The sequence below is a fragment of the Mycobacterium riyadhense genome, from assembly GCF_963853645.1.
Lineage (GTDB): Bacteria > Actinomycetota > Actinomycetes > Mycobacteriales > Mycobacteriaceae > Mycobacterium > Mycobacterium riyadhense.
Genome location: NZ_OY970456.1, coordinates 1,438,019 through 1,455,465, shown reverse-complemented (window position 1 = coordinate 1,455,465; position 17,447 = coordinate 1,438,019). Strand labels below are relative to the sequence as shown.

Genomic DNA, 17,447 nt, shown 5'->3' with positions numbered 1-17,447 from the left:
CGATCTAGACCGAAGTTGCGTCGGGTGAGATGGCGAATTTGGCGGTTGAGCTGGGATCTGTGTGGGTTTGGGGCCTGGATATGTAGCCAGTGAATGTGGCGTGTTGATGACGCATATTGGTGAATTTGCCTGGTAGTATCCGGTTATGGTGAAGCCGATGCGAATGCATGTAGCCCGAACACCGAGCAGGTACGTGGACAAGGCCGGCAACGTGCACCGCTACGAGTCGGTGCTGGTGCGCCGCACCTACCGCGAGGGCAAGAAGGTCCGCCACGAGACCCTGGCCAATCTGTCCAAGCTGCCCGCGGAGGCGATCGCCGCGATCGAGGCAACGCTGAAGGGGCAGGCACTGGTACCCGCCGAGGCGGCGTGCACCATCACTCGCTCGCTGCCGCACGGGCATGTGGCCGCGGTCGCCGCGATGGCCCGCCGATTGGGGTTTCCGGGCCTGTTGGGCCCGGCCTGCCGATCTCGGGACCTGGTGCTGGGGTTGATTATCTCGCGGGTGATCCGCCCGGCCTCCAAACTGTCCACGCTGTCGCGATGGGCCGATTGCACCCTGGGGCCCGACCTGGCGGTGGCAGATGCGTCTACCGATGAGGTGTATGCCGCGATGGACTGGTTGGCCAATCGCCAGGACGCAATCGAGAAGAAGCTAGCCGCCAAACACCTTGGGCCAGAGGCGAACCCAAGCCGGATGGCGTTGTTTGATCTGACCAGCTCGTGGGTGACCGGGCGGTGCTGTGAGCTGGCCGCCTATGGCTATTCCCGCGACGGCAAGAAGGGCCTGCCGCAGATTGAATACGGGGTGCTCACCGACCCGGCCGGGCGCCCGGTGGCGGTACGGGTAGTGCCCGGGGACACCGCCGACCCGGTCGCGTTCAGCGACATCGTCGAGGTGATCCGCGACCGCTTCGGGTTGACCCGGCTGGTGCTGGTCGGCGATCGCGGCATGATCACCTCCGCGCGCATCGACGCGCTGCGCAAGCTCAACGACAGCCCCGACACCGCAACGGCTTTCGGGTGGATCACGGCGCTACGCGCCCCGGATATCGCCACACTGGCCGCCGAGCAGGGACCGCTGCAAATGAGCCTGTTCGACACCCAAGACCTCGCCGAGATCAGCCACCCCGACTACCCGGGGGAACGGTTGATCGCTTGCCGCAACCCCGCCCTGGCCACCGAGCGGGCCCGCAAACGCAACGAACTGCTGGCCGCCACCGACGCCGACCTGGCCGCCATCGCCGCCCGGGTGGCATCCGGGCGCCTGCGCGGAGCGGGCAAAATCGGCGAGGCCATCGGCCGGGTAATCGCCAAACGCAAAGTAGGCAAGCACTTTCGCCGCGAGATCACCGACACCACCTTCACCTACCACCGCGACCAGGCCGCCATCGATGCCGAAGCCGCCCTCGATGGCATCTACGTGCTACGCACACCGGTACCCGCCACCGAACTCGATCCGACCGCGGTCGTAGAAAGCTACAAGAACCTGGCCCACGTCGAACGCGACTTCCGCAACATCAAAACCGACGACCTGGATCTACGACCCATTCACCACCGCCTCGACGAGCGCGTCCGCGCCCACGTACTGATCTGCCTGCTAGCCTGCTACCTCATCTGGCACCTGCGCAAAGCCTGGGCGCCACTGACCTTCACCGACGAACACCCACCCACCCGCGACAACCCCGTCGCCCCCGCGCAACGCTCACCGCAGGCCCAAGCCAAGGCCTCCACCCAACACGACGCCAACGGCAACCCGCTACGCAGCTTCCGCGGCCTACTCGACCACCTAGCGACCCTGACCCGCAACGACATTCACTACCACGGCACCAACGCCACGGTGCCCACCTTGGCCGAACCCACCCCCGATCAACGCCGCGCCTTCGACCTCATCGGCACCCCGATCCCACTAACCGCAGCGTAGCCAGAACCACCACCCCAACAAGACCAGCAAAACCCCAGGTCAACTAGAAATCCACTCACCCATAACGCCGCAACTTCGGTCTAGACGACCAAGCCCTTTCCAGCAGCGCCGCGCTTGTCGCGTAGCCAACCCCGCACGGTGGCGATCGCGTTCTTGAGCCCGCGCCGACGTCCCATCGCCGGATCAGTGCCCGCGAAACCCGGCTCCAACTCAGCGAACATCCGCTCACTGCGGGTCTCCGGCGCGTCGTCGGCGTCGTCGCGCAAATACTTATTCGGCAGCGACAGCTTCGCCAACTCCGCCAGGTCTTGCCGTACTGGACCAAGAAAGACCCAGTGGTGTACGGCAGGTTGTACTTGTCGCACACCTCGACACAGTCAGTGGCTCTTCCTTTGATGCGGCCGCTCGGGGTCACCGGTTTGGTGATCGACACTCCGGGGATGCGCTCGTTCGGGTTGGCCCACATCCAGCCCGATGACGTGCTGCTGACGTTCGCCGACCTCGCTGAGGCGAGCAAGGACTGTCCACGCGGCTGCGGACACATGGGACCACCGGCCGACCCCGAATGGCCGCGCTGGACTCCTTGTCCGGAACAGCTGTGCGCCTTGTCCGGAACAGCTGTGCTCCGCGTCGCCGCCACCCGGAGGCTACTGGCGACGCTCGGGGAGCACCAACCAGCTACATTCCGAGTTCGCCGGACTCCGGCGGGGAGCCTTGCCATCACTCTTATTATGAGAGTAAGTTCTCATCATAAGAGGTATTGTGTCGAACGGACCTGCCGCACCTACCTGCGGCAGTCGGGCGCCGGCATCCTCCGGCAGTGGGAGGAGGGCAATGAGTTGTGTGGACATGATGGCGTTGCGGCCGCCGTCCTGAAAGCGATCGGGAATGCCCAAGGGGCCTTGGCGCGGCTACGCACGATTCTGTCCGCTGGCTCGCGCGCTTGATGTGGTCGGTGAGCGGTGGACCCTGGTGATCGTTCAGGAACTGCTTGCACGGCCGCACCGCTACGGCGAGTTGCTCGGCCGGCTTCCGGGCATCGGCACCAGCGTGCTCGCCGACCGGCTGCGGCGGCTCGAGCTGGCCGGCCTGGTCGCGCGCCAGCCCGGTGCGGTGGGCGGGGGCGTCGTCTACGCCCTGACCGAGCGGGGACACGCGCTCGATGACGCCCTGTGCGCGCTGCGGCGATGGGGTGTCGGTTACCTCGCCGATCCCACAGCCGATGGCGCGACTGAGCAGTGTTTCGACGTCACCTACGTCGATGGCATTGCGACGGTGGCCGACGGGCAGTTCCAGCTCGTTGTGGATGACCGGCCCACCACCCTGCGTTTCGCCGCCGGCCGGCTCAGCCAGGAACCAGGCGCTGCCCCCGGCGCCGAACTGATCGTCCGGACCACAGCGGGCTTTCTCGACCGTTGGGCCGCAGGCGAACTCGGCTGGGACGACGGCCGCGCAAGCGGTGATGTGATCGTCGACGGCCCCCCGGAGGCCTGGCCGCGCTGGCTCGCGGCCACCGGCTACTTGCTCCACGTCGAATCGGAGACCACCAATGCCTGACCACCCCACCGACTTGTTCCACGACGTCGCCACCACCGCCCTGACCCAACCCGGAGTGGCGACCGGCACCATGATGGGCTTCCCGTGCCTACGTGTCGGCGGAGCGTTCTTCGCTTCTTGCGACCACCGCACCGGTGACCTCATCGTCAAGCTCCCCCGCCACCGCGTCGAGCAACTCATCGACGCCGGCCGGGGCAAACCGTTTGCCCCGGCCGGGCGCACCTTCCGAGAGTGGGTCCTCATCGACGATCGCGACGAGGCCAGATGGGTCGGACTCATTGACGAGGCCCGCCGCTTTGTGAGCGGGCAGTCATGACGTTCAACGGTTTTCCGCCTGACGGGCTGGCGCTGCTGGCGCGTCTGCCGACCCTCGACTCGACGAGCTTTGCCGCCCAGCGCAGATGCTGGGAGCAGAACCTGCTCGACCCGGCCCGCAACCTCGTCGACGACCTCGGTGCGTGGCTAGCGGAGCACGTTTCGCCTGGCCTGGTGGCCATCTCGAAGGTCAACGGGTCCATTGCCCCGATCCACCGCGACGTGCGCTTCGACCCGCACGGCCCGCGCTACAAGGACCATTTGCTGTTTCGCTGGTGGGAGGGGACACCGAAAAAGACGGCGCCCACCCTGTTTCTCATGCTGGACCCGGACCGGATCGGGTTCGCCTCGGGCGTGACGTTCGCGTCGACGGACCGCTGGCGCACCGTGGTCGGTAACACCCGCACCGCTGCCGAGTTATGCCGGCTGATCAATGACATTCGGTGCGGCACCCGCGACGTCGACGTCGCTGGTGCCGACCTCAAACGCGTACCAGCGCCATATTCGAGCGAGCACCCCGGTGCAAACCTGTTGCGCCACAAAGCGATGTTTCAACTCCGCTGGGCCGAAGAGCTGCCGGCCGACGTCTCCACACATCGCCTGGTCGCCTTCAGCGCCGCGCGGTTGGCCCGACTGGCCGACCTGCACCGCTGGTTGGTTGCGAATATTGGAGCGTGACGGGCGCTACCCAAGCCCTGGCGCCGCTTACCTTTCCGGCCGCGCCGCGCTTGCCGCGCCGCCAACCGCGCACGGTGGCGATCGCGGTCTTGAGCCCGCGCCGACGCCCCGTCGCCGGGTCAGTGCCCGCGAACCCCGGCTCCAGCCCAGCGAACATCCGCTCACTGCGGGTCTCCGGCGCATCGTCAGCGTCGTCACGCAAATACCTATTCGGCAGCGACAGCTTCGCCAACGTCCGCCACGTCTTGCCGTACTGCACCAAAAACGACCCGGTGGTATACGGCAGGTCGTACTTGTCACACACCTCGCGTACCCGCACCGAGATCTCAGCAAGCCGATTACTCGGCAGATCCGGATACAGATGATGCTCGATCTGATGACACAGGTTGCCGCTCATAAACCGCAACGCAGGCCCGGCATTGAAATTGGCACTACCCAACATCTGCCGCAGGTACCACTGCCCCTTCGTCTCCCCGACCATGTCGGTCTTGGTGAACTTCTCGGCACCATCAGGAAAATGACCGCAAAAGATCACCGCATTCGACCACACATTGCGAATCACATTGGCCAACGCATTGGCCTTGAGCGTCGAGGTGTAACTAGCACCAGGTGACAGGGAAGTCAGCGCCGGGAAGGCGACATAGTCCTTGAACAGCTGACGACCGGCCTTGCCGGAAAACTCGCGCAGCCGAGCCCGAGCCGCTTCGCGCTCGGCCCCGCGTTTGACCACTACTTCGTGGACCTCCAAGTGCCGCAACGCAATTCCCAACTCAAATGTGATAGCCAGCAATGTGTTAATCAGCAGATTGAAGGCGTTGCGCCGCTTCCAGGGCTGGTCTCGGGTCACTCGCACCATGTCGTAGCCGACGTCGTGGTCCATGTCGAGGATGTTGGTGTACTTGTGGTGCACAAAATTGTGGGTGTAGCGCCAGTGCCTGGACGTGGAAAGCATGTCCCACTCCCAGGTCGAGGAGTGGATCTCCGGGTCGTTCATCCAGTCCCACTGACCGTGCATGACGTTGTGGCCGATCTCCATGTTCTCGATGATCTTGGCCACGCCCAGAGTCACCGCGCCCGCCCACCACGCCGAACGCCTTGAGCCGACGGCCAGCAGCAGCCGGCCACTGACCTCCAGCGCGCGTTGCGCGACGATGGTGTGACGGATGTGGCGGGCGTCCCGTTCGCCGAGCGAGTCTTCAACATCCTGGCGGATGGCATCCAGCTCAACGGCCAGGTTTTCGATGTCGGCGGCGGTCAAATGCGCGAACACGTCGACGTCGGTGATTGCCATCGTCTTCCCTTCGTGTAGCTACGAGGATTCTGGCACACGTGTGCTCGACGATGGCGATCTCCTCGAACAACCGCAGATGCCCGGGCTAGGCCGCGAGACCGTTGGCGCCGCTTACGTTTCCGGTCGCGCCGCGCTTGCCGCGCCGCCAACCGCGCACGGTGGCGATCGCGGTCTTGAGCCCGCGCCGACGCCCCGTCGCCGGGTCAGTGCCCGCGAACCCCGGCTCCAGCCCAGCGAACATCCGCTCACTGCGGGTCTCCGGCGCATCGTCAGCATCGTCACGCAAATACCTATTCGGCAGTGACAGCTTCGCCAACGTCCGCCACGTCTTGCCGTACTGCACCAAAAACGACCCGGTGGTATACGGCAGGTCGTACTTGTCACACACCTCGCGCACCCGCACCGAGATCTCAGCAAGCCGATTACTCGGCAGATCCGGATACAGATGATGCTCGATCTGATGACACAGGTTGCCGCTCATAAACCGCAACGCAGGCCCGGCATTGAAATTGGCACTACCCAACATCTGCCGCAGGTACCACTGACCCTTCGTCTCACCCACCATGTCGGTCTTGGTGAACTTCTCGGCACCATCAGGAAAATGCCCGCAGAAGATCACCGCGTTGGACCACACATTGCGAATCACATTGGCCAACGCATTGGCCGTCAAGGTGGACCGGTAGCTCGCACCGGGTGACAACGAGGTCAGCGCGGGGAAGGCGACATAGTCCTTGAACAGCTGGCGACCGGCCTTGCCGGAAAACTCCCGCAGCCGGCCCCTGGCCACGTCGCGGTCGAGCCGGCCCTTGACGATCTTGCCAATCTCCAAGTGCTGCATAGCAACTCCCCACTCGAAACCGAGCGCGAGCAGGGTGTTCCACACCAAATTTAAGATGTTGTAGCGCTTCCAGCGCTGGTCTCGGGTGACGCGCAGCATGCCGTAGCCGACGTCGTCGTCCATCCCCAAGATGTTGGTGTACTTGTGGTGCACGAAGTTGTGGGTGTAGCGCCAGTGCTTGGCCGCCCCGCTCATGTCCCACTCCCAGGTCGAGGAGTGGATCTCCGGGTCGTTCATCCAGTCCCACTGGCCGTGCATGACGTTGTGGCCGATCTCCATGTTCTCGATGATCTTGGCCACGCCGAGGGTCACGGCGCCCGCCCACCACGCCGAACGCTTTGAGCTGGCGGCCAACAGCAGCCGGCCACTCACCTCCAGCGCGCGCTGCGCGGCGATGGTGCGGCGGATGTAGCGGGCGTCGCGTTCGCCGCGCGAGTCTTCAACATCCTGGCGGATGGCATCCAGCTCAATGGCCAGGTTCTCGATGTCTGCGTCCGTCAGGTGTGCGAATACGTCGACGTCTGTGATCGCCATCGTCTTCTCCCCTGCGTCGTAGCGGTTATGACCTACGCTATCGTAACCTACGAATCCGTAGGTTACCTATGAGTAACTTATATGTCGAGGGCGCAATCGCCGGATGCGGCCGACACACAGGTCTGGATCCGGGTCCCGGGGTCATGTTCGCGGCCCGTTCGTAAGTCACGGACATGGCCCTCGACCAGGCTGACCACACACGACTGACAGATCCCCATCCGGCAACCGAAGGGCATCTGCACACCGGCACCCTCGCCCGCGTCCATCAACGATGTCGCGGCATCCGCGGCGACGGACTTGCCGCTACGGACGAACGTCACCGTTCCACCCGCACCGGCCGGTGCCGCCTTGGACACCGCAAACCGCTCTAGGTGCAGCCGGTCACCGACGCCGGCCGACGACCAGACTTTCTCGGCCTGGTTGAGCATGCCTTCCGGCCCGCAAGCCCACGTCTGCCGTTCGCACCAGTCCGGCACCGCCCAATCCAGCCGGGACAGGTCAAGGCGGCCCTCGACCCGCGTCTGGCGTACCGACAGCCGATAACCGGGGTGGTCCTCGGCCAGCGCGGCCAGTTCGGCACGAAACATCACGTCGGATTCGGTGGGAGCCGAATGCAGGTGCGCGATGTCATGGATTTGGTTGCGGCGCGCCAATGTTCGCAGCATCGACATCACGGGCGTGATCCCCGACCCTGCGGTGAGGAACAGAATCGACTGCGGCGCCGGGTCGGGCAGCACGAAATTGCCCTGAGGCGCGGCCAGCCGCACGATGGTCCCCGGCTCGACGCCGGCAACGAGGTGGGTGGACAGGAAGCCCTCGGGCATGGCCTTGACGGTGATGGTCACGGTGCGGGCACGACCCGAGCCGGACGCCGAAGCCGGACTCGATGTCAACGAATACGACCGCCAGCGCCAGCGCCCGTCGACCAACAGTCCGATCCCGATGTATTGGCCCGGCTGGTAGTCGAAACTGAAGCCCCAGCCCGGTTTGATGACCAGGGTGGCGGAGTCTTCCGTCTCGCGGCGGACCTGGACAACACGGCCCCGCAATTCCCGCGCGGACCACAGCGGATTGGCCAGGCGCAGATAGTCGTCGGGCAACAACGGCGTGGTGATGCGCGCGGCCACCTGCCGCAGCGCGTGCCAGCCGGGATGCCTATCCGCGCCAACAACGCTCGGCCGCTTGGTGTCGACGACCTTGGCAGTAAGCGCGTTCTTCTTGCTCATTTGTAAAGCTACGGTACCGTAACTTACGATTCCGTATCTAGCCCCGGATGCAGAAGAATGCGTCACATTCGGCGAACTCTAAGGCGAGCTAGAGCAGCTCAAGCAAAAATGGCAGCTCCTGGTTCGCGTACCAGGCCAGGTCGTGGTCCTGGGCGTCACCGACGACCAGCTCGGCGTCCTCGTCACCAAGGTCGGCGGCATCAATGACCGCGATCGCCGCCGTCACGGCCGGCTCCGCGCCGACGTTGTCGACATACGCAGCGATGACCTGATCCATTGCAACAGGCCCGCCCAATCGGACGACGGCGTCGTCAAGGTCGGGGCGGTACTTGACGTCGTCGACCTCGGCGGCTAGCACCGCGCGTCGCGGCAGTGCCATCTCACCCGTGTCGGCCGCGAGCAGACGCAGCGACGCCAGCGCCGCCTCATAGAGCGCCACCTCGGCGAGCTCGTCGTTGTCTCCCTCGGCGTAGGCCTCGCGCAATGTGGGTGTCACCGCGAATGCGGTGCCGTTGACCGGCCACAGCGAACCGTCCGCAACGAGCTGCTGCAACATGGCCAGGGTGGCCGGGATGTAGACCTGCGTCATGTGATCAACGTGGCCGCATAGTCGTCGACGTAGGTCGACAACTCACGGGGCGGCCGTTGGTAGTTACCGCTCACGACCGGCCTTTCGGGCAACTTGACCTCCGGCTTCTCGACGTCGCGATAGTCGATCGTGGATAGCAGGTGGGCCATCATGTTCAACCGCGCGTGCTTCTTGATATCGGATTCGACGACGTACCACGGGCTATTGGGAGTATCGGTGTGCACCATCATCTCGTCCTTGGCCCGCGAATAGTCCTCCCATCGATACACCGATTCCAGGTCCATCGGGCTGAGTTTTCATTGCCGGACCGGGTCGTTGAGCCTGGCCTTGAACCGGCGCAGCTGTTCGGTGTCGGAGACCGAAAACCAGTATTTGCGCAACAGGATCCCGTCGTCGATCAGCATCTGTTCGAAGATCGGAGTCTGCCGCAAAAACAGCACATACTCTTGCGGCGTACAAAATCCCATGACTTTCTCGATCCCGGCGCGGTTGTACCACGACCGGTCGAACAACACGATCTCACCCTTGGCGGGTAGGTGTGCGATATACCGCTGGTAGTACCACTGCCCGCGCTCTCGATCGGTGGGTACCGGCAATGCGGCGATATGGGCGATGCGGGGGCTGAGGTATTCGGTGATGCGCTTGATGGCGCCACCCTTGCCCGCCGCGTCGCGACCCTCGAAGATGACGACGACGCGCGCACCGGAAGCCCGCACCCACTCCTGGAGCTTGACGAATTCTGTTTGCAGCCGGAACAATTCGGCTTCATAGACATCGTCGGGGATCTTACGCACGGCTGGCGCACTGGATTTCTTTTTCTTCGCCGTGGTCACTCAACGGATGTTATCGCCACGCGGCGGTTTTGACCCCGCACTACCGAGAACCTTCGAGAAGCTCTTCCAATGATTGCGTCAGTAGGCTCGGCAACAGGTCGACGTCACTCATCGCGTCTCGGTCGGCGTTGATTCCGAAATACAGCATGCCGTTATAGGACGTCACGCTGATGGCCAGCGCTTGATTGTGCAGCAGCGGTGGCACCGCGTAGGTCTCTAGTAATTTGGTGCCGGCGATGAACATCTGCGACTGAGCACCCGGGGCGTTGGTGATCAATAGGTTGAATTGCCGCGCCGAGAAGCTAGTGGCGACCTTGACACCCATGGCATGCAAGGTGGCTGGCGCAAAACCTGACAACGTGACGATGGTCCGGGCGTCGACCAGGCTGGCGGCCGTCGGGTTCGATTCGGTGGCGTGCGCGATCTGGGAGAGCCGCACTACGGCGTTTCCCTCCCCGACCGGTAGGTCGACCAGGAACGGCGTCACCTGGCTCATCGCTTGACCGGGGCCGACCGAGTCGAGTTGGTCATCGGTGTAGACCGACAGCGGCGCCATCGCCCGCACCGTCGCCGTCGGCGCCACGGCTTCACCGCGCGACAGCAGCCAATTGCGCAACGCGCCGGTAACCACTGCCAGCACCACGTCATTGACGTCGCAGTCATAACGCGCCCGCACCGTCCGGTAATCCTCGAGCCGTCCGCTGGCAACCGTGAACCGCCGATTACGCGAAACCGGGGCATTGAGCGGGCTATTGGGCGCGGTGCCGCGCGCCACCGTGCGGGCAACGTCGACAAACCGGCGGCCGGCTTCGACGAGTTGGCCGTAGTTCGTTGCCAGCCCGGCCATTGTGGCGCCGAGCGCCTGCAGCTGGGCACCGGGCCCCATCGCCCAGTCGCCGATGGCGCCCAGTACCAACCGAGTGTTGCCGGGGTCGCGTTCCGGTATCCAGATGTCTTCGGGAAACACCGGTGGACGTTGGGTGCGATCGGCAATGACGTGGCCGATCGCCAGCGCCGTCACACCGTTGATCAACGCCTGATGCGACTTGGTGTAGAGGGCGATGCGATTCTTTGCCAGGCCTTCGACGAGGTACATCTCCCACAGCGGCCGTGATTTGTCCAGCGGCCGTGCGGCCAGCCGGGCGATCAGCTCGTGGAGTTGCTCGTCACTGCCCGGCGAGGGCAGTGCCGACCGCCTGACGTGATAGGTGATGTCGAAGTCGGGATCGTCGATCCACACCGGCCTGGCCAGGCCGATCTTCACCTCGCGCACCTTCTGTCGGTAGCGAGGTATCTGTGGTAGCCGCTGTTCGACCGTGGCCAGCAGCGTCTCGTAACTCAAGCCGGCGCGTGGTCGACGCAGGATCGACAGCGCTCCCACATACATTGGGGTGGCGGTGTTCTCCAGTCGATAGAAGGACGCGTCCGCCGGGGACAACCGGGTCACCATTACGGCCTTGTCCTCCTTGTCAATTCATGCCTTTACTGGGGCGAAAACACGCCAGCCTCAGTTGTGCGATGATGTCCCGCAGTCAGAAAACACTGAACAACAATCGTCTGCCACTCTCCAGCAGCCTTCCCGTCTCACGTTGTCGATTTGGTTCCATCGTTCGAAGTTGGAGAGTGCCCGTTGACCACTGGTCCCATAGTGGGCTCACCCCGCCGCGACACCTTCACCGTCATACCCGTCGCCGACTATGAGCCCCCGACGCGAAACGTCCCGCGATGTCGGCAATCATCCCACGCGTCGTCGCGGCCGCATACGCCGAGTGCGCCAACGAGACTTTCCGGCAGGCCGCCCGCGGCCTCGACAGCGGCGGTCATGTCCGTGCCGATGCGCCAGGCGGCGATGTTCGCTGACGCCGCGTTGCGCCGAGTCCTGGAAGTCATCGACCGTCGCCGCCCGGCAACTCAGCTGCGCTCGCTGCTGGCGCCCAGCCTGGTCGACTCCGTGCTCTCGGTCAGCCGGGCGGTGTCCCCACCCCAAGGCGTGGCGACACTGCGTCGCATGCGGCTTCAGCCGGTCGGACGCGATGCGCCCGACACCGCCGCCGAAGTTTTCGGCACCTACAGCCGCGGGGACCGGATCCACGCGATCGCCTGCCGGGTGGAACGGGTGCCCGCTGGCGACCGAACGCGATGGCTGGTGGTCGCGCTGCACATCGGTTGACGGTGTTGAAGGTTAGACCGAAGTTGCGGCGTTATGGGTGAGTGGATTTCTAGTTGACCTGGGGTTTTGCTGGTCTTGTTGGGGTGGTGGTTCTGGCTACGCTGCGGTTAGTGGGATCGGGGTGCCGATGAGGTCGAAGGCGCGGCGTTGATCGGGGGTGGGTTCGGCCAAGGTGGGCACCGTGGCGTTGGTGCCGTGGTAGTGAATGTCGTTGCGGGTCAGGGTCGCTAGGTGGTCGAGTAGGCCGCGGAAGCTGCGTAGCGGGTTGCCGTTGGCGTCGTGTTGGGTGGAGGCCTTGGCTTGGGCCTGCGGTGAGCGTTGCGCGGGGGCGACGGGGTTGTCGCGGGTGGGTGGGTGTTCGTCGGTGAAGGTCAGTGGCGCCCAGGCTTTGCGCAGGTGCCAGATGAGGTAGCAGGCTAGCAGGCAGATCAGTACGTGGGCGCGGACGCGCTCGTCGAGGCGGTGGTGAATGGGTCGTAGATCCAGGTCGTCGGTTTTGATGTTGCGGAAGTCGCGTTCGACGTGGGCCAGGTTCTTGTAGCTTTCTACGACCGCGGTCGGATCGAGTTCGGTGGCGGGTACCGGTGTGCGTAGCACGTAGATGCCATCGAGGGCGGCTTCGGCATCGATGGCGGCCTGGTCGCGGTGGTAGGTGAAGGTGGTGTCGGTGATCTCGCGGCGAAAGTGCTTGCCTACTTTGCGTTTGGCGATTACCCGGCCGATGGCCTCGCCGATTTTGCCCGCTCCGCGCAGGCGCCCGGATGCCACCCGGGCGGCGATGGCGGCCAGGTCGGCGTCGGTGGCGGCCAGCAGTTCGTTGCGTTTGCGGGCCCGCTCGGTGGCCAGGGCGGGGTTGCGGCAAGCGATCAACCGTTCCCCCGGGTAGTCGGGGTGGCTGATCTCGGCGAGGTCTTGGGTGTCGAACAGGCTCATTTGCAGCGGTCCCTGCTCGGCGGCCAGTGTGGCGATATCCGGGGCGCGTAGCGCCGTGATCCACCCGAAAGCCGTTGCGGTGTCGGGGCTGTCGTTGAGCTTGCGCAGCGCGTCGATGCGCGCGGAGGTGATCATGCCGCGATCGCCGACCAGCACCAGCCGGGTCAACCCGAAGCGGTCGCGGATCACCTCGACGATGTCGCTGAACGCGACCGGGTCGGCGGTGTCCCCGGGCACTACCCGTACCGCCACCGGGCGCCCGGCCGGGTCGGTGAGCACCCCGTATTCAATCTGCGGCAGGCCCTTCTTGCCGTCGCGGGAATAGCCATAGGCGGCCAGCTCACAGCACCGCCCGGTCACCCACGAGCTGGTCAGATCAAACAACGCCATCCGGCTTGGGTTCGCCTCTGGCCCAAGGTGTTTGGCGGCTAGCTTCTTCTCGATTGCGTCCTGGCGATTGGCCAACCAGTCCATCGCGGCATACACCTCATCGGTAGACGCATCTGCCACCGCCAGGTCGGGCCCCAGGGTGCAATCGGCCCATCGCGACAGCGTGGACAGTTTGGAGGCCGGGCGGATCACCCGCGAGATAATCAACCCCAGCACCAGGTCCCGAGATCGGCAGGCCGGGCCCAACAGGCCCGGAAACCCCAATCGGCGGGCCATCGCGGCGACCGCGGCCACATGCCCGTGCGGCAGCGAGCGAGTGATGGTGCACGCCGCCTCGGCGGGTACCAGTGCCTGCCCCTTCAGCGTTGCCTCGATCGCGGCGATCGCCTCCGCGGGCAGCTTGGACAGATTGGCCAGGGTCTCGTGGCGGACCTTCTTGCCCTCGCGGTAGGTGCGGCGCACCAGCACCGACTCGTAGCGGTGCACGTTGCCGGCCTTGTCCACGTACCTGCTCGGTGTTCGGGCTACATGCATTCGCATCGGCTTCACCATAACCGGATACTACCAGGCAAATTCACCAATATGCGTCATCAACACGCCACATTCACTGGCTACATATCCAGGCCCCAAACCCACACAGATCCCAGCTCAACCGCCAAATTCGCCATCTCACCCGACGCAACTTCGGGTTAGAGCTGGCCAACTGTTTCGGTCGAGTGCCGGCGTGGCAGCGGAACCAGCATCGGCACCTCGCGGCGGTAGTCGCGGTATTGGTTGCCCAGCGCGGCGACGAGGTCGTGTTCTTCCAGCTGTAGAGCGATCAGGATGTAGGCCGTGGTAGCGATCGCGAACAGCAGATGTCCCGCGGTCATCGTCGGCGCCGCCCAGAAGGCGACGATGAATCCGAGCATGATCGGGTGACGGACCAGCCGGTAGAGCAGGGTGGGGTTTTCAGGATCGCCTTGGCGGCGTCGTAGGGGGTGCGCGATGTCGTCATACCTGGATGATTCACGCATCCGATGCCCCGACGCATGGGGCTTATGCCTCAAATACCGCGAAGTCACGTTTGCCCACACGGGCCACACAGGTCTCGGGGGAGAGGACACTACAGTGGGCAAGAACAGCATCGCCCACGGCAGAGGCCAATGCGGCGGATGTGACTAAAAGCCGCGGGTAGTTGTCGCCGTGCGGTTCTAGCGCTTCTTCACCGATTTCGGCGGCTTGGTGCCGCGGCCTTGCCGCCGCGCGGCCTCGCGCCGTTCGCGCCGGCTGGCGCCGGCCGGCACCCCTGCCGGCGGCTTTGCAGCGCCGCCGTTGCGTTGCACCTGCGCCGAGCCGTCCTCGGACGGCCCGGAATAGGTCAGGGCGGGCGCTTCACTCTCAATGCCCTTGGCGCGCAACGTACTCGGCGCCTCTTGCCGCGCGGGCCCAGGGCCGGCTTGCTGCGCAGCAGCCGCCGCGGCGGCTGCGAATTCGGCCAAATCTTCGGGCTCCGCGACGGGGGCAACCTCGACCTGCGGCGGCGGAACCGCCTCGACCGTGACGTTGAACAGGAAGCCGACCGATTCCTCCTTCATGCCGTCGAGCATGGCCATGAACATGTCGTACCCCTCGCGTTGGTACTCGACCAACGGATCGCGCTGCGCCATCGCACGCAGCCCGATGCCCTCCTTGAGGTAGTCCATCTCATAGAGATGCTCGCGCCACTTGCGGTCGATGACGTTGAGCAATACGTTGCGTTCCAGCTGGCGCATCGCGCCCTCGCCACCGATTTCATCGAGCTCGGCTTCCCTTGCGACATAGGCACGTTCGGCGTCTTTGAGCAGCGCGTCGAGTAGCTCGTCGCGGGTGAGCTCGTCCCGCTCGGAGTCGACGTCCTGACGCGTCAAGTCCTCGTGCTGGATCTCAACCGGATACAGCGTCTTGAGCGCCGTCCACAATGCCTCCAGGTCCCAGTCCTCGGCATAACCTTCGCGGGTGGCACCGTCGACGTACGCGGTGACGACGTCGCGGACCATGTCCATGGCCTGATCCTTGAGGTTCTCGCCTTCGAGAATGCGGCGCCGTTCGGCGTAGATCACCTTGCGCTGCTGATTCATCACCTCGTCGTACTTGAGGACGTTCTTGCGGACCTCGAAGTTCTGCTGCTCCACCTGGGTCTGGGCACTCTTGATCGCCCGGGTGACCATCTTGGCTTCGATCGGCACGTCGTCGGGCAGGTTCAGCCTCGTCAACAAAGTCTCTAGGGCCGCGCCATTGAACCGGCGCATCAGCTCGTCGCCCAGCGACAGATAAAAGCGCGACTCCCCCGGGTCACCTTGGCGTCCCGACCGGCCACGCAGCTGGTTGTCGATGCGCCGCGACTCGTGCCGTTCGGTGCCCAGCACGTACAGGCCGCCGGCCTCGATGACTTCCGCGGCCTCTTTACTGGCCTCCCCCTTCACGATCGGCAATTCCTCGTGCCAGGCCTGCTCGTACTCCTCGGGCGTCTCCACCGGGTCCAGGCCGCGCTCGCGAAGCCGCTTGTCGGTGAGGAAGTCGACGTTGCCGCCCAACACTATGTCGGTGCCGCGGCCGGCCATGTTGGTGGCGACCGTGATGCCGCCCCGGCGGCCCGCCACCGCGATGATGGTCGCCTCTTGCTCGTGGTACTTGGCGTTGAGCACGTTGTGCGGGATGCGCCGCTTGGTGAACTGCCGCGACAGGTACTCCGAGCGCTCCACGCTGGTGGTGCCGATCAGCACCGGTTGACCCTTCTCGAAGCGCTCGGCGACATCGTCGACCACCGCGATGTACTTGGCTTCCTCGGTCTTGTAGATGAGGTCGGACTGGTCTTCGCGGATCATCGGCATGTTGGTCGGGATGCTGACCACACCCAGCTTGTAGATCTCGTGCAGCTCGGCGGCCTCGGTCTGGGCGGTGCCGGTCATGCCGGCGAGCTTGTCGTAGAGCCGGAAGTAGTTCTGCAGCGTGATGGTGGCCAGCGTCTGGTTTTCGGCTTTGATCTCGACGTGCTCCTTGGCCTCGATGGCCTGGTGCATGCCCTCGTTGTAGCGGCGGCCGATCAGCACGCGGCCGGTGAACTCGTCGACGATGAGCACCTCGCCGTCACGGACGATGTAGTCCTTGTCGCGGTTGAACAGCTCCTTGGCTTTCAGCGCGTTGTTGAGGTAGCTGACCAGCGGGGAGTTGGTGGCCTCATAGAGGTTGTCGATGCCGAGCTGGTCCTCGACGAACTCCACGCCCTTCTCGTGCACGCCGACGGTGCGCTTGCGCAGGTCGACCTCGTAGTGCGTGTCCTTTTCCATCAGCGGTGCCAGCCGAGCGAACTCGGTGTACCAGTTGGAGGCGCCGTCGGCCGGACCGGAAATGATCAGCGGGGTGCGGGCCTCGTCGATCAGAATCGAGTCGACCTCGTCGACGATCGCGTAGTTGTGTCCGCGCTGCACCAACTCTTCGAGCGAGTGCGCCATGTTGTCGCGCAGGTAGTCGAAGCCGAACTCATTGTTGGTGCCATAGGTGATGTCGGCGTTGTAGGCGAGACGACGCTGGTCGGGTGTCATCTGCGCAAGGATGACGCCCACGTCCAGTCCGAGGAAGCGGTGCACGCGACCCATCCACTCACTGTCGCGTTTGGCCAGGTAGTCGTTGACGGTGACGACGTGCACACCCTTGCCGGCCAGCGCGTTGAGGTAGGCGGGCAGCACGCAGGTCAGGGTCTTCCCCTCACCGGTCTTCATCTCGGCGACGTTGCCCAGGTGCAACGCGGCCGCGCCCATCACCTGGACATCGAAGGGCCGCTGGTCGAGCACCCGCCACGCGGCCTCGCGGGCCACCGCGAACGCTTCGGGCAGCAGGTCATCGAGGTCTTCGCCGTCCTCGAGGCGCTTTTTGAACTCGTCGGTCTTGGCTCTCAGCTCGGCGTCGGTGAGTTTCTCGACGTCATCAGACAGCGTGTTGACATAGTCGGCCACCTTTTTGAGGCGCTTGACCATGCGACCTTCACCAAGGCGCAGCAACTTCGACAGCACAGCTATGTCCCCGTCTGTGTAGGCGTCTTCTTCTATCAGGCGACCCCCATCTTAGGAGCGACCGCCAGCGCGGCGGAGCCGGGCGCAGCGGGTCGCGACCAAGTGGCTAGGTCGCGACCGCCAGCGCGGCGGAGCCGG

General features: G+C 64.7%; 11 protein-coding genes and 5 pseudogenes. 6 read left to right on the top strand and 10 right to left on the bottom strand.

Features of this window, described 5'->3' with window-relative positions:
* Positions 1 to 157 precede the first annotated feature (157 nt).
* Positions 158 to 1,924, top strand: a complete 1,767-nt coding sequence (locus tag AADZ78_RS06545) for an IS1634 family transposase (protein ID WP_239655096.1) — start codon at positions 158 to 160, stop codon at positions 1,922 to 1,924.
* Between the two features lie 80 nt (positions 1,925 to 2,004).
* Here the strand turns inward: AADZ78_RS06545 and AADZ78_RS06540 are convergent.
* Positions 2,005 to 2,342: pseudogene (locus AADZ78_RS06540) on the bottom strand (fatty acid desaturase); the annotation flags it as partial.
* On the opposite strand from AADZ78_RS06540, the pseudogene AADZ78_RS06535 reads away from it, so the two are divergent.
* The 4 genes and pseudogenes from AADZ78_RS06535 to AADZ78_RS06520 all read left to right on the top strand — a co-directional run.
* A pseudogene (locus AADZ78_RS06535) lies at positions 2,287 to 2,592 on the top strand (ribosome small subunit-dependent GTPase A); the annotation flags it as partial. The pseudogenes AADZ78_RS06540 and AADZ78_RS06535 sit on opposite strands and share 56 nt — an antisense overlap.
* A gap of 220 nt (positions 2,593 to 2,812) precedes the next feature.
* Complete coding sequence (locus AADZ78_RS06530) at positions 2,813 to 3,481, top strand: winged helix-turn-helix transcriptional regulator (RefSeq protein ID WP_085250052.1); 669 nt, start codon at positions 2,813 to 2,815, stop codon at positions 3,479 to 3,481.
* Positions 3,474 to 3,797: an MmcQ/YjbR family DNA-binding protein gene (locus AADZ78_RS06525; RefSeq protein WP_085250053.1), complete on the top strand. Its 324-nt coding sequence runs from the start codon at positions 3,474 to 3,476 to the stop codon at positions 3,795 to 3,797. Before AADZ78_RS06530 ends, AADZ78_RS06525 begins: the two co-directional genes overlap by 8 nt.
* Complete coding sequence (locus AADZ78_RS06520) at positions 3,794 to 4,474, top strand: DUF2461 family protein (RefSeq protein ID WP_085250054.1); 681 nt, start codon at positions 3,794 to 3,796, stop codon at positions 4,472 to 4,474. Before AADZ78_RS06525 ends, AADZ78_RS06520 begins: the two co-directional genes overlap by 4 nt.
* Positions 4,475 to 4,514: 40 nt before the next feature.
* Here AADZ78_RS06520 and AADZ78_RS06515 read toward each other — a convergent pair.
* The 6 genes and pseudogenes from AADZ78_RS06515 to AADZ78_RS06490 form a co-directional block, all read right to left on the bottom strand.
* A pseudogene (locus AADZ78_RS06515) lies at positions 4,515 to 5,765 on the bottom strand (fatty acid desaturase family protein); the annotation flags it as partial.
* 85 nt (positions 5,766 to 5,850) lie between these two features.
* A complete protein-coding gene (locus AADZ78_RS06510; RefSeq protein WP_085250056.1) occupies positions 5,851 to 7,137 on the bottom strand; it encodes a fatty acid desaturase family protein in 1,287 nt (428 codons plus the stop codon).
* 77 nt (positions 7,138 to 7,214) lie between these two features.
* On the bottom strand, positions 7,215 to 8,363 hold the full coding sequence (locus AADZ78_RS06505; RefSeq protein WP_085250057.1) for a ferredoxin reductase: 1,149 nt from the start codon (positions 8,361 to 8,363) through the stop codon (positions 7,215 to 7,217).
* 88 nt (positions 8,364 to 8,451) lie between these two features.
* Positions 8,452 to 8,952: a DUF6912 family protein gene (locus AADZ78_RS06500; protein WP_085250058.1), complete on the bottom strand. Its 501-nt coding sequence runs from the start codon at positions 8,950 to 8,952 to the stop codon at positions 8,452 to 8,454.
* Positions 8,949 to 9,785, bottom strand: a pseudogene (gene ppk2 / locus AADZ78_RS06495) (polyphosphate kinase 2). The gene AADZ78_RS06500 and the pseudogene ppk2 overlap by 4 nt, the downstream one beginning before the upstream one ends.
* Positions 9,786 to 9,825: 40 nt before the next feature.
* The gene (locus AADZ78_RS06490; RefSeq protein WP_085250059.1) at positions 9,826 to 11,235 is read right to left on the bottom strand and encodes a WS/DGAT/MGAT family O-acyltransferase; all 1,410 of its coding nucleotides are present in this window, start codon (positions 11,233 to 11,235) and stop codon (positions 9,826 to 9,828) included.
* Between the two features lie 180 nt (positions 11,236 to 11,415).
* Here AADZ78_RS06490 and AADZ78_RS06485 point away from each other — a divergent pair, with 180 nt between their 5' ends.
* Complete coding sequence (locus AADZ78_RS06485) at positions 11,416 to 11,955, top strand: Rv3235 family protein (RefSeq protein ID WP_139828641.1); 540 nt, start codon at positions 11,416 to 11,418, stop codon at positions 11,953 to 11,955.
* A gap of 96 nt (positions 11,956 to 12,051) precedes the next feature.
* Here AADZ78_RS06485 and AADZ78_RS06480 read toward each other — a convergent pair whose 3' ends face one another.
* The 3 genes and pseudogenes from AADZ78_RS06480 to secA form a co-directional block, all read right to left on the bottom strand.
* Positions 12,052 to 13,818 (bottom strand): IS1634 family transposase, encoded by a 1,767-nt coding sequence (locus AADZ78_RS06480; RefSeq protein ID WP_239655096.1) that lies wholly within the window; start codon positions 13,816 to 13,818, stop codon positions 12,052 to 12,054.
* Positions 13,819 to 13,967: 149 nt separating this feature from the next.
* A pseudogene (locus tag AADZ78_RS06475) lies at positions 13,968 to 14,219 on the bottom strand (methyltransferase family protein); the annotation flags it as partial.
* A gap of 252 nt (positions 14,220 to 14,471) precedes the next feature.
* Complete coding sequence (gene secA / locus AADZ78_RS06470) at positions 14,472 to 17,309, bottom strand: preprotein translocase subunit SecA (RefSeq protein WP_085249821.1); 2,838 nt, start codon at positions 17,307 to 17,309, stop codon at positions 14,472 to 14,474.
* Positions 17,310 to 17,447: the final 138 nt, after the last annotated feature.

Excerpts from the sequence above, each read along its gene's own strand:
- AADZ78_RS06510 (WP_085250056.1), bottom strand. The coding sequence starts at position 7,137 with ATGGCGATCACAGACGTCGACGTATTCGCACACCTGACGGACGCAGAC.
- AADZ78_RS06545 (WP_239655096.1), top strand. The coding sequence starts at position 158 with ATGCGAATGCATGTAGCCCGAACACCGAGCAGGTACGTGGACAAGGCC.
- AADZ78_RS06530 (WP_085250052.1), top strand. The coding sequence starts at position 2,813 with ATGCCCAAGGGGCCTTGGCGCGGCTACGCACGATTCTGTCCGCTGGCT.
- AADZ78_RS06520 (WP_085250054.1), top strand. The coding sequence starts at position 3,794 with ATGACGTTCAACGGTTTTCCGCCTGACGGGCTGGCGCTGCTGGCGCGT.
- AADZ78_RS06480 (WP_239655096.1), bottom strand. The coding sequence starts at position 13,818 with ATGCGAATGCATGTAGCCCGAACACCGAGCAGGTACGTGGACAAGGCC.
- AADZ78_RS06490 (WP_085250059.1), bottom strand. The coding sequence starts at position 11,235 with ATGGTGACCCGGTTGTCCCCGGCGGACGCGTCCTTCTATCGACTGGAG.
- AADZ78_RS06505 (WP_085250057.1), bottom strand. The coding sequence starts at position 8,363 with ATGAGCAAGAAGAACGCGCTTACTGCCAAGGTCGTCGACACCAAGCGG.
- AADZ78_RS06500 (WP_085250058.1), bottom strand. The coding sequence starts at position 8,952 with ATGACGCAGGTCTACATCCCGGCCACCCTGGCCATGTTGCAGCAGCTC.
- AADZ78_RS06525 (WP_085250053.1), top strand. The coding sequence starts at position 3,474 with ATGCCTGACCACCCCACCGACTTGTTCCACGACGTCGCCACCACCGCC.